13 protein-coding genes and 1 riboswitch are annotated in these 10968 nt (G+C 72.1%); of the genes, 10 read left to right on the top strand and 3 right to left on the bottom strand.

From position 1 onward, the window contains the following. Together AB0M30_RS16885 and AB0M30_RS16890 are read right to left on the bottom strand one after the other, a co-directional pair. Positions 1 to 402 (bottom strand): hypothetical protein, encoded by a 402-nt coding sequence (locus tag AB0M30_RS16885; protein WP_364584954.1) that lies wholly within the window; start codon positions 400 to 402, stop codon positions 1 to 3. A 34-nt stretch (positions 403 to 436) separates the two neighbouring features. Further along, positions 437 to 940 carry a hypothetical protein gene (locus AB0M30_RS16890; protein ID WP_364584955.1) on the bottom strand — a complete coding sequence of 168 codons (504 nt, stop codon included), beginning with the start codon at positions 938 to 940 and terminating at the stop codon, positions 437 to 439. Positions 941 to 1224: 284 nt separating this feature from the next. Between AB0M30_RS16890 and AB0M30_RS16895 the strand changes: the two genes are divergently transcribed. The 8 genes from AB0M30_RS16895 to trxA all read left to right on the top strand — a co-directional run bounded on the left by AB0M30_RS16895 (position 1225) and on the right by trxA (position 6181). Then, entirely contained in the window at positions 1225 to 1437 is a 213-nt protein-coding gene (locus AB0M30_RS16895) for a hypothetical protein (RefSeq protein WP_103342581.1), read from the top strand. 652 nt (positions 1438 to 2089) lie between these two features. Further along, positions 2090 to 2707 carry a CDP-alcohol phosphatidyltransferase family protein gene (locus tag AB0M30_RS16900; RefSeq protein ID WP_364584956.1) on the top strand — a complete coding sequence of 206 codons (618 nt, stop codon included), beginning with the start codon at positions 2090 to 2092 and terminating at the stop codon, positions 2705 to 2707. A gap of 93 nt (positions 2708 to 2800) precedes the next feature. Then, on the top strand, positions 2801 to 3187 hold the full coding sequence (gene gcvH, locus AB0M30_RS16905; protein WP_013226819.1) for a glycine cleavage system protein GcvH: 387 nt from the start codon (positions 2801 to 2803) through the stop codon (positions 3185 to 3187). 136 nt (positions 3188 to 3323) lie between these two features. Beyond that, positions 3324 to 3788: a glycogen accumulation regulator GarA gene (gene garA / locus AB0M30_RS16910; protein ID WP_004559567.1), complete on the top strand. Its 465-nt coding sequence runs from the start codon at positions 3324 to 3326 to the stop codon at positions 3786 to 3788. Beyond that, the gene (locus AB0M30_RS16915; protein WP_199191655.1) at positions 3785 to 4531 is read left to right on the top strand and encodes a MerR family transcriptional regulator; all 747 of its coding nucleotides are present in this window, start codon (positions 3785 to 3787) and stop codon (positions 4529 to 4531) included. The genes garA and AB0M30_RS16915 overlap by 4 nt, the downstream gene beginning before the upstream one ends. A 216-nt stretch (positions 4532 to 4747) precedes the next feature. After that, positions 4748 to 5221 (top strand): bifunctional nuclease family protein, encoded by a 474-nt coding sequence (locus AB0M30_RS16920; protein ID WP_004559569.1) that lies wholly within the window; start codon positions 4748 to 4750, stop codon positions 5219 to 5221. Between the two features lie 208 nt (positions 5222 to 5429). After that, positions 5430 to 5825, top strand: a complete 396-nt coding sequence (locus AB0M30_RS16925) for a MerR family transcriptional regulator (protein ID WP_364584957.1) — start codon at positions 5430 to 5432, stop codon at positions 5823 to 5825. A gap of 11 nt (positions 5826 to 5836) precedes the next feature. Continuing rightward, positions 5837 to 6181: a thioredoxin gene (gene trxA / locus AB0M30_RS16930; protein WP_364584958.1), complete on the top strand. Its 345-nt coding sequence runs from the start codon at positions 5837 to 5839 to the stop codon at positions 6179 to 6181. Here trxA and AB0M30_RS16935 read toward each other — a convergent pair. Beyond that, complete coding sequence (locus AB0M30_RS16935; protein ID WP_364584959.1) at positions 6162 to 6794, bottom strand: TetR/AcrR family transcriptional regulator; 633 nt, start codon at positions 6792 to 6794, stop codon at positions 6162 to 6164. The genes trxA and AB0M30_RS16935 overlap by 20 nt on opposite strands. A gap of 280 nt (positions 6795 to 7074) precedes the next feature. Between AB0M30_RS16935 and AB0M30_RS16940 the strand changes: the two genes are divergently transcribed. After that, positions 7075 to 7653 carry a MerR family transcriptional regulator gene (locus AB0M30_RS16940; protein WP_103342587.1) on the top strand — a complete coding sequence of 193 codons (579 nt, stop codon included), beginning with the start codon at positions 7075 to 7077 and terminating at the stop codon, positions 7651 to 7653. A 42-nt stretch (positions 7654 to 7695) separates the two neighbouring features. After that, a riboswitch (glycine riboswitch) is annotated at positions 7696 to 7794 on the top strand. Positions 7795 to 8091: 297 nt separating this feature from the next. Then, the gene (gcvP, locus tag AB0M30_RS16945) at positions 8092 to 10968 is read left to right on the top strand and encodes an aminomethyl-transferring glycine dehydrogenase (protein ID WP_364584960.1); all 2877 of its coding nucleotides are present in this window, start codon (positions 8092 to 8094) and stop codon (positions 10966 to 10968) included.

A 10968-nucleotide genomic window follows, 5' to 3' on the forward strand; every position in this document is an offset into this window, starting at 1 on the left:
TCAGCGGCGGGTGCCCTCGACCTGGCGGCCGTCCTCGGTCGAGCACGCCGTCACCGGGTCGTTCGGGCCGCTGCCGCACGTCCAGTCGTCGAGGACGATCGGGCCCGGGCCGTCGGCGTCGTTCGCCTCGGCCGGGGTCAGCTTCGCGAAGTAGTCCTTCAGCAGCGTCGCCGCCGCGGCGCAGTCGATGTTGCCGTGCGCGACGACCGCCGTCTTCGCGCCGCCCGTACCGGTGACGTCGCCGCACGGCACGCCGGGGGCCGTCGACGCGGCCGCCGCGGCCGCGGCGGGCACCGGAGCGGGCGCGGCGGACGACGGCGCGGCGGGCGCCGGGTCGCCGCCGCAGCCGGCCAGTGCGGCGGCCGCGGCGACGAACAGCAAGGGGTAGGCGAGTGTCTTCATGGGCCCTTCAGGAGCGCGGGAGATCGGAACGGACTCACTCGGACGGCACGACGGCGGCGAAGACCGTCTGCTCGCCCTTGGTGCAGGTGGTGCCGCCCTGGGCGGCGGGCGGCCCGGAGGTGCACAGCCAGCCGTCGACGGTCTCGTTCACCGCGTCGTTCGAGCCGGCGCCCTGGCGCCCGGCGATCTTGCGGTGGAAGTCGCCGACCAGCTTCGTCGCCGAGACGCAGCTGACCCCGGCGGACCCGCTGTCGAAGACGTAGAGCGTGAGCCCGCTGGCGGCGGTGACGGTGCCGCACGACCCGGGCACCGACGGCGGCGGCCCGGACGGCTTGGTCACCGGGGCGGGCGCGGACTCGCTGCCGCCGGGGGACGGGGGCGGCGGCGGGGTCCCGGCCGAGGTCGGCACGGACGGCGGAGCGGTCGAGGACGGCGGGGCCGGGGGAGCCTGGGCGGCCGGATCGCCCGAACAGGCGGCGAGCACCGGCAGGGCGAGGCAGGCCACGAGCCACGTCCTCGTGGCGGTCGGGTGGGGCACCGCGATCCTTCCTCCCCGCTCAGCTCGGTCCCCGTCGGCCACGCGCCCACGGGTGTGCCGGAGATTACAACAGCGGGCCGGCGGCCGGTCCGGTGGCTGCCGGCAAGATGTCCACAATGGACGATTAACATTCCGTTCACGCTCCGAAACCTCCCGCTGTCATCAAGAATCGATCGGTCTAATTCGCGCCGCTCCGGTTAACAATCCGGCCCCGCGCGCCGAAGATCTTGGTGGAGGCCGAAGGGCTTCCCGTCCCGAATCCCCGTCCCGAATCCGTGAGAGCGATGAACGCCGACGCTGTGACCAGCACCGAAGACCCGTCCAGTCCGCCGACCGTCCCGAGCACCGTGGTCTGGTGCGGTGGCCGCCCGTACGTCCTCGAAGGCCGGGCCGGCCGCGCCCGCTGGATGGGCACCGACTACCGAGGCCGCCCGGAGTCGCTGACCAGCGCCGAGCTGCAGCGACGCGGGTGGAGCCACCGCCGCCGCGCGAGCTGACCCCGAGCCGGGCCGCACGAGCTGACCCGAGCCGGGCCGCGGGGGGTGGCCCGGCTCCGCGGCCGACCAGCCCGGACCCGCGCCGGAACGCCTCGGGTCCGGAGCCGGTCAGGCCGCCGTCGCGGCGATCGGCCCGTCGCCGCCGGTCGCCGCTCACGTCTCCGCGAGCCCGGTGGGCCCCGCGCCCCACGGCCCGGGCCCCGAGCGGGTCGCACCTCGCCGCCCGCTCGGCATCCGCGGCCCGCGCATCGTGTGGTTCCCACCCCGCCGCCCGCTCGGCGGCCGCAGGTCGGGCGCCTCGTCGCCCCGGCCCCGAGGCCCGTCGCGCCAAGCCGCGGGCGGTGGGCCGGGATGCGCCCCGCCACCCCGCCGCCCGCTCGGCGGCCGCAGGTCGGGCGCCTCGCCACCCCGGCCCCGAGGCCCGCCTCACCAAGCCGCGGGTGGCAGGTCGGGATGCGCCCCGCCACCCCGCCGCCCGCTCGGTATCCGCGGCCCGGGTGCCTCGCCGCTCGGCCCGGCCCGGGGCCCGTCGCGCCAAGCCGCGGGATGCGCCCCCCACCCCGCCGGCCGCCAGCCGGGAGGCCCCGCGGGCTGTCACGCTGCGTGCCGCACCACCGGGCGGCCCGGGCCCGTGCCGCTGTTTAATGGCCCGGTGAGCACAGCCGCCCCCGAACCCGCCGCTCCCGCCGGTGCCGAGCCGTCGTTGCTCCGGCAGGCCCTGAACGTCCCCAACATGCTGTCCCTGCTGCGGCTGGCCGGGGTGCCCGTTTTCCTCTGGCTGCTGCTCGGCCCGGAAGAAGACGGCTGGGCGCTCGCTCTGCTCGTCTTCAGCGCCCTCACCGACTGGCTCGACGGCAAGCTCGCCCGCTGGCTCAACCAGATGTCCCGGCTCGGGCAGCTGCTCGACCCGGCCGCCGACCGGCTCTACATCCTCGCCACCCTCGTCGCCTTCCTCGTGCGCGGCATCATCCCGTGGTGGGTCGTCGTCCCGCTGGTCCTGCGGGAGGCCGTGCTCGGCGTCTGCGTCGTCACCCTGCGCCGCCGCGGTTTCGCGCCGCCCGAGGTGACCTACATCGGGAAGGGCGCCACCTTCGTCCTGATGTACGCCTTCCCGTGCCTGCTGCTCGCGCAGGGCGGCTCGGACGTCGCCGCGGTGGCGCGGCCGATCGGCTACGCCTTCACCATCTGGGGCGCCGTCCTCTACGTCTGGTCCGGCGTGCTCTACGTCGTGCAGGCGCGCAACGCCCTGCGCGGCACCGGAGCGGAATGAGCTTTCCCCGGGTCGTGGCGGGCGGCTGCGCCGTGTGGGTGTAAGACTTCGCCCAACACTTTTCGCCAGTGAGGGCATGAAAGGGGACCGGCGTTGTCCGCTCCTGAAGAGCTTCGCTACACCGAAGAACACGAGTGGGTCGCCACCCGCGGCGAGGACACCCTCGTGCGCGTCGGCATCACCGAGTACGCGCAGGACCAGCTCGGCGACGTCGTGTTCGTCGACCTGCCCGACGTCGGCCGGCAGGTGAGCGCGGGCGACGTCTTCGGCGAGGTCGAGTCGACCAAGAGCGTCTCCGAGCTGTTCGCGCCGGTCGACGGGGAGGTCGTCGCGGTCAACGACGCCGTCGCCGACTCGCCCGAGCTGATCAACAGCGACCCCTACGGCGAGGGCTGGCTGATCGAGATCCGGCTCGACGACCCGGCGGGCCTGGAAGCCCTGCTCGAAGCCGAGGCGTACGACGCCCTGACCAAGGGCTGAACCCCACGTTGACCCGGTCGGACCAGCACTGCGCCGGTTCGGGGAGCCGGGGCTCGGAGAATCGATCAGGCACGGTACGTTGGCAGCTACACGTTCTTGAGTACTGGCAACACAGCATGTGTGGAGGAGAGCTCAGGTGAGCACGAACGACGGGCCCGGCGGCGTTCCCCCGGAGCAGTCTCCGGAGCGGACCTCTGTCTTCCGGGCCGACTTCCTGGCCGAAGCCGAAGGCCGCGAGCCCGCCCCGGAAGCCCCGGTCCAGGGTGTCGACGCCCTGCCCCCGGGTTCTGCCCTGCTGGTCGTGAAGCGCGGGCCGAACGCGGGTTCGCGGTTCCTGCTCGACCGCGACACCACCAGCGCCGGGCGGCACCCGGACAGCGACATCTTCCTCGACGACGTCACCGTCTCCCGCCGGCACGCCGAATTCCGGCGTGAAGGCGGCGAGTTCGTCGTCATCGACGTCGGCAGCCTCAACGGCACCTACGTCAACCGCGAGCCGGTCGACCAGGCGGTGCTCGCCGGCGGCGACGAGGTGCAGATCGGGAAGTTCCGCCTGGTCTTCCTGACCGGCCCGGGGCACGGGGGCCAGGGGGCGCAGTGACGGCGGCCGGGCGGCCACAGAACCACGGGTTGAGCATCGGGGCGGTCCTCGCGCAGCTGCGCGGCGACTTCCCCGATGTCACCATCTCCAAGATCCGGTTCCTCGAAGCGGAAGGCCTGGTCCAGCCGGGCCGGACACCGTCGGGCTACCGGCAGTTCGCCGCGGCGGACGTGGAGCGACTGAGGTTCGTCCTGGCCGCCCAGCGGGATCACTACCTCCCGTTGAAGGTCATCAAGGAACAGCTGGACGCGGCGGACTCGGGGGCCGGGCCCACCGCGGCCCTGCCCCGCCCGCCGCGCCGGCTGGTGCCGATCGACGCGCCGGCGGAGAACGTCGGCCTGCCCGTGGCGGACGACTTCACCGCGGGCAAGGAGCTGCGCCTGACCCAGGAGGAGCTCCTGGAGCAGGCCGGCATCGACGCGCCGGCACTGGCCGAGCTGCAGCAGTACGGCCTGGTCCGGCCCGGTCCCGCCGGGTTCTTCGACCCCGACGCGGTGCTGGTCGCGCGGACGGTCAAGGCGATGACCGAATTCGGGATCGAGCCGAGACACCTGCGTGCCTTCCGCGCCGCGGCCGACCGCGAGGTCGGGCTGCTGGAGCAGATCGTGACGCCGGTGTACCGGCACCGTGACCCGGAGGCCAAAGCGCGGGCCGACGAGGTGGTGCGGGAGCTGGCGGCGCTGTCCGTGACCCTGCACACGCTGCTCGTCAAGGCCGGAATCCGCGGCGTCTCCGGGTGTTGATCGATAACGGGGCAGTGAGATCCTCTTTGCGGTCCCATGTCAATGACTGAATGTTCGGCACCGCATGCCGTACCGTGAAGGCACGGGTTTGCGGCAGGCAAACTGAGAGAGTCCGGACAGCGAGCACAGCGCACGGATGACGGGTAGCGTCGGGAGTATGGGCGTGAAGCCGGTTCAGCGCTGCAGCCCGTGTGCACGAGAGGGAGGCGAAGCCCGATGAGCGAAATGCGCGTCGTCGGTGTGCGGGTCGAGCTGCCCGCGAATCAGCCGATCTTGTTGCTGCGGGAGACCGAGGGTGAACGGTACCTGCCGATCTGGATCGGCTCGGTCGAAGCCACCGCCATCGCCTTGGAGCAGCAGGGGGTCCGCCCCGCCCGCCCGCTCACGCATGACCTGCTGAAAGAGGTCATCGGAGCGCTCGGCCGGGAGCTGGAGCAGGTCGTCATCACCGACCTGAAGGAGGGCACGTTCTTCGCGGAGCTCGTGTTCGACGGCGACATCCGGGTGTCCGCCCGGCCGAGCGACTCGGTCGCCCTGGCCCTGCGGATCGGCGTTCCCATCCACGCCGTGGATTCGGTGCTGGAGGAAGCCGGCCTCATCATCCCGGACGAGCAGGAGGACGAGGTCGAGAAGTTCCGCGAGTTCCTCGACTCCGTGTCGCCGGAAGACTTCCGCGGAGCCGATACCTGAGGGTTCGGAGGTTCGGAGCTTGGGTGAGGTGCGCTCGCGGAAAGCGCTCGCGCCGAGCTCCTCGCCGTGTCTTCTGGGGGTGCAACCCCCAGACCCCGCCCGGGGGCACGCCCCCGGACCCCCGTCTCCTCCCGCGGTAGAGCTTTTCGCTCGCCTCGAGGTGTGAGAACTTGCCTTGACGTGGACGTCAACGTCTAGCGTCGAGGGCATGCGGATCGGAGAACTGGCGCAGCGCACGGGTACCACTACTCGTGCGCTGCGGTTTTACGAGGACCAAGGCCTGCTGCAGGCACGGCGCTCGGCCAACGGCTACCGCGAGTACGGCGAGGACGACCTCCAGCTCGTCAAGGAGATCCAGACCCTCCAGACGGTCGGCCTGACCCTCGACGAAACCCGCCCGTTCGTCGAGTGCCTGCGCAGCGGCCACGAAACCGGCGACTCCTGTGCGAGTTCGATCGAGGTGTACCGGCGCAAGCTCGAAGAAGCCGACGCCCTCCTCGCGCGGCTCGGCGGCATCCGCGGCGAACTGGCCGGGAAACTCGCGGCCGCCCTCGCGCGGCAGGCGCCCGATCCGTGTGTCGTGCCCGAATCCCCGCGCCCGTGAAGGAGCCCGCCTTGTCCGAAAACAACACCGTCGCCGACATCACCGACGCGACCTTTGCCGAAGTCCTCGGCAGCGACGTCCCCGTGCTCGTCGAGTTCTGGGCCACCTGGTGCGGCCCGTGCCGGATGGTCGGCCCGGTGCTCGCGCAGCTGGCCGCCGAGCGGGCCGGTGAACTCGCCGTCCGCAAGATCAACGCCGACGAGAACCCGGAGACCACCCGCGCCTACCAGGTCATGTCGCTGCCGACGATGATCCTCTTCCGCGGCGGCGAGCCGGTCGAGACGATCGTCGGCGCGTTCCCGAAGGCCCGCATCGAAGACCGGCTCGACCGGGTCCTCAAGGCGCCGTCGCTTTGACGAACGTGTCCGCCACTTCGCGCCCGTACGTTTCGAGGTCCAGCGAAGGGTCGGCCGCGTAGGCGGCGGCGACACCGTCGATGGCCTGCGCGATCGACATCGCCATCACCTCGGGCGTGAAGGCGCCGAAGGTGCCGTCGGCCTGGCCCTGCTTGAGCTGCCGGGCCAGGCCGTGCACCCGCAGGTCGTCGACCAGCACCTTCGTCATCACCCAGCCGTCGGCATCGTCGGAGTTGGCGGCCAGCTCCGACAGCGCCCGGACGCACTCCGGGTACGCCCGCAGGAACGCGATCGACGTCTCGATGTGCGCCCGCAGGTAGCCGCGCCGGTCGGCCGGGTCGAGGCCGCCGCCGGTGCGTTCGGTGAGGAACGCGCCCTTGGTCTCGACGACCGTGCTGAGCACGGCCTGCATGAGGCCGGCCTTGTTCGTGAAGTGGTACGAGATCAGCCGGGTGCTGCTGAGCCCAGCGCGCTCCTTGATCTTGGCGAAGGTGGTCCGGCGGTAGCCGAGGTCGGCCAGGACGCCGATGGTCGCCCCGATGATCTGCGCCCGGCGCGCGGCCTCGGTGGCACCGAGGCCCAGTTCGGCCATGAGGTCGGTGTTTACTTGCATGAGTAAAAGTTACTCGGCTGAGTAAAAAATGTCCACCGGGTTTGCCGGGCCACGAGTGGGGGTACGGCGAACGGCTCAAAGGCTCAGCCGACCGTTGAGCGTTGCCGCGCGTCGCGTTGACCGGTGTTCTCCTGGCGCTTACCGTCGAAGGAGGTAAATCGCCACGGTGTGATTCACGGTCTGGGGCCGGACCGTGGCGGTTGATCTCCGGCGGGTCCCACTCCTGGGACTCCTCCGGCTGTCATTCGCCGGCCACCAGGTCGGGCGAGGGGAGGCTTGCGTGGTCGAGGCTGGTTCCGAGAAGCAGCCTGTCGGGGTCGCGACTGGCGAGCAGGGGGAACTGTTCCCCGATGACTCGCTGCCCGACGAGCTGGTGGGCTACCGGGGTCCGGCGGCGTGCCAGATCGCCGGCATCACCTACCGTCAGCTCGACTACTGGGCCCGCACCAAACTGGTCGCGCCCAGCATCCGCACCGCGCACGGCTCCGGCTCGCAGCGGCTGTACTCCTTCAAGGACATCCTGGTCCTCAAGGTCGTCAAGCGGCTCCTGGACACCGGCGTCTCGCTCCAGAACATCCGGGTCGCCGTCGACCACCTGCGCGTCCGCGGCGTCCGCGACCTGGCCCGGGTGACGCTGTTCTCCGACGGCACCACGGTGTACGAGTGCACCTCTCCGGAGGAGATCGTCGACCTGCTCCAGGGCGGCCAGGGCGTCTTCGGCATCGCCGTCAGCGGCGCGATGCAGGAGATCAGCGGCACCATCCACGAGTTCCCGGCCGAACGCGCCGACGGCGGCATCGTCGAGACGCACCAACCGGACGAACTCACTCAGCGCCGCAACGCCCGCAAGACCGGTTGATCACCACTGCGGCAGACAGAGTAAGGTTCACCGTGCGGTCGACGAATCCGCGCGGGAGAGTCCGAGCCACACCTTGAGCTCGGCGCCGAAGGAGCAAGTCCTCCCCGGAACCTCTCAGGCACCCTGGACCGCGCGGACGAGACGCCTCTGGAAAGCGGGTCGTCAGGACACAGCCTGATGGCCCCGCCGACGGTGCAAGCCCGGTTCAACCTGCGGGCGAAACTCTCAGGCGCCCTTCGGGGTCAGACAGAGCGGGGAGGGTTCCTCCGGGTTTGGGCGAGCCGTGCTCGCGGCATGCGCTCGCCCGAACCCTTCGGAGTGTCTTGTGGGGGTGCAACCCCCACACCCCGCCCGGCGGGCTCCGCCCCCGGACCCCCGCCGTGGTCACCTCGTGAACTAAGGTCGGGTCAGGCGGGCATGCCGTTCGGAGGAGGTCTCGTGGAGCCGTCACTCGCCTCCCTGGAACAGGGTCTTCCCTTCGCCGACCGGCACATCGGGCCCGGACCGGACGAACTCCGCCACATCCTCGACGTCATCGGCGTCGCCTCCCTCGACGAACTCGCCGAACGGGCCGTGCCGTCGTCGCTGCGGGAGTCCGCGCAGCCCCTCGAACTGCCTCCGCCCGCCTCCGAAGCGCAGGCGCTGGCCGAACTCCGGGAGCTGGCCGGGCGCAACCGGCTGACCGCCTCGATGATCGGGCTCGGCTACCACGACACCGTCACCCCGCCCGTCATCCGGCGCAACGTGCTCGAGAACCCGGCCTGGTACACCGCCTACACGCCCTACCAGCCCGAGATTTCCCAAGGGCGGCTCGAAGCGCTGCTCAACTTCCAGACCATGGTCGCGGACCTGACCGGGCTCCCCGTCGCCAACGCGTCCTTGCTCGACGAGGCCACCGCGGCCGCCGAGGCCATGACCCTGGTGCGCCGGGCCGGGCGAGGGACCTCCCACCGGTTCGTCGTCGACGAAGACACCCTGCCGCAGACCCTCGCCGTGCTTCGGACCCGGGCCGAGCCGCTCGGCATCGAACTGGTCGTCGAAGACCTCTCCCAGGGGCTGACCGGGCTCGGGCTCGGCGGTGACTTCTTCGGCGTGCTCCTGTCCTACCCCGGCGCGTCCGGGGCGGTCCGGGAGCTCGACCTGACCATCGGCGAGGCCAAGAAGCACGGCGCGGCCGTGATCGTCGCCGCCGACCCCCTCGCCCTCACCCTGCTGCGCCCGCCCGGCGAGCTCGGCGCCGACGTCGCCGTCGGCTCGACGCAGCGGTTCGGCGTCCCGCTCGGCTTCGGCGGCCCGCACGCCGCCTACCTCGCCGTGCGGAAGGGCCTGGAACGGCAGCTGCCCGGCCGGCTGGTCGGCGTCGCGAAGGACGCCGACGGCGCGCCCGCGTACCGGCTCGCCCTGCAGACCCGCGAGCAGCACATCCGCCGCGAGAAGGCGACGTCCAACATCTGCACCGCGCAGGTCCTCCTCGCGGTGATGGCGTCGATGTACGCGGTGTACCACGGGCCCGAGGGCCTGCGGTCGATCGCGCTGCGCGCCCACCGGATGGCCACCGTGCTCGCCGCCGGCCTCGCCGAGGGCGGTGTCGACGTCGTGCACGGCGAGTTCTTCGACACGGTCGTCGCGGCGGTGCCCGGCCGGGCGGACACCATTGTCGCCGCCGCGCGCGACCTCGGCATCTCCCTGCGCCGGATCGACGACGACCACGTCGGCATCGCCTGCGACGAAACCACGACCCGCGAGCGGCTTTCCGGCGTCTGGAAGGCGTTCGGCGTCTCCGTGTCCGATGTGGACGGATTGGACGCGGACACCGCCGACGCCCTCCCGGCCCCGCTGCGGCGCACGAGCGAATTCCTCACGCACCCGGTGTTCCACGCGCACCGCTCGGAAACCGCGATGCAGCGCTACCTCCGGCGGCTGGCGGACTCCGACGTCGCGCTCGACCGCAGCATGATCCCGCTGGGCTCGTGCACCATGAAGCTCAACGCCACGGCGGAGATGGAGCCCATCAGCTGGCCGGAGTTCGCCGGCCTGCACCCGTTCGCACCGGCCGAAGACGCCGCCGGGCTCCTGACCGTGGTCGCCGACCTGAGCGCCTGGCTCGCCCGGATCACCGGCTACGACACGGTTTCCCTGCAACCCAACGCGGGCAGTCAGGGCGAGTTCGCCGGCCTGCTCGCCATCCGCGCCTACCACCGCGCCCGCGGCGAGCACGCGCGGGACGTCTGCCTGATCCCGGCCAGCGCGCACGGCACGAACGCGGCCAGCGCGGTGATGGCGGGCATGCGGGTCGCCGTCGTCCGCTGCGACGAGGCGGGCAACATCGACCTCGCCCACCTGCGGTCCACAGTGGACGAGCACCGGGCCGATCTCGCCGCGATCATGCTCACCTACCCGTCGACGCACGGCGTCTACGAAGACACCGTCGGCGAGGTGTGCGCGGCGGTGCACGACGCGGGCGGGCAGGTGTACGTCGACGGCGCCAACCTGAACGCGCTGATCGGCGTCGCCCAGTACGGCCGCTTCGGCGCCGACGTCTCGCACCTCAACCTGCACAAGACGTTCTGCATCCCGCACGGCGGCGGCGGGCCGGGCGTCGGCCCGATCGGGGTCCGGGCGCACCTGGCGCCGTTCCTGCCGAACCACCCGCTGCAGCCGGCGGCCGGACCGGCCACCGGCGTCGGCCCGGTCAGCGCGGCGCCCTGGGGCAGCGCGTCGATCCTGCCGATCTCGTGGGCGTACATCCGGATGATGGGCGCCGAAGGGCTCCGCCGGGCGACGCTCGTGGCGGTGGCCACCGCCAACTACGCCGCCCGCCGCCTCGCCGATCATTACCCGGTGCTGTACGCCGGCCGCGAAGGGCTGGTGGCGCACGAATGCATCCTCGACCTCCGGCCGCTGACGAAGGCCACCGGCGTCACGGTCGACGACGTCGCGAAACGGCTGGCGGACTACGGGCTGCACGCGCCGACGATGTCCTTCCCGGTCGCGGGCACGCTGATGGTGGAGCCGACCGAGAGCGAAGACCTCGCCGAGCTCGACCGCTTCTGCGCCGCGATGATCGCGATCCGCGCCGAAATCGACCGCGTCGCGGCGGGGGAGTGGCCCCTCGAGGCCTCACCGCTGCGGCAGGCACCGCACACCGCCCGCTGCGTCGCGGGCGACTGGGATCGGCCGTACAGCCGCGAAACCGCGGTGTTCCCGGCGGGGACGGCCGCACCGAAGATCTGGCCCCCGGTCCGCCGCATCGACGGCGCGGCGGGCGACCGCAACCTGGTCTGTTCGTGCCCTCCGCCGGAGGCCTTCGCCTGA

Origin of the sequence: Amycolatopsis sp. NPDC051716 (genome assembly GCF_040681595.1) — a bacterium.
Taxonomy (GTDB): domain Bacteria; phylum Actinomycetota; class Actinomycetes; order Mycobacteriales; family Pseudonocardiaceae; genus Amycolatopsis.

Excerpts from the sequence above, each read along its gene's own strand:
- AB0M30_RS16885 (WP_364584954.1), bottom strand. The coding sequence starts at position 402 with ATGAAGACACTCGCCTACCCCTTGCTGTTCGTCGCCGCGGCCGCCGCA.
- AB0M30_RS16895 (WP_103342581.1), top strand. The coding sequence starts at position 1,225 with ATGAACGCCGACGCTGTGACCAGCACCGAAGACCCGTCCAGTCCGCCG.
- AB0M30_RS16920 (WP_004559569.1), top strand. The coding sequence starts at position 4,748 with ATGAGCGAAATGCGCGTCGTCGGTGTGCGGGTCGAGCTGCCCGCGAAT.
- AB0M30_RS16925 (WP_364584957.1), top strand. The coding sequence starts at position 5,430 with ATGCGGATCGGAGAACTGGCGCAGCGCACGGGTACCACTACTCGTGCG.
- AB0M30_RS16935 (WP_364584959.1), bottom strand. The coding sequence starts at position 6,794 with ATGCAAGTAAACACCGACCTCATGGCCGAACTGGGCCTCGGTGCCACC.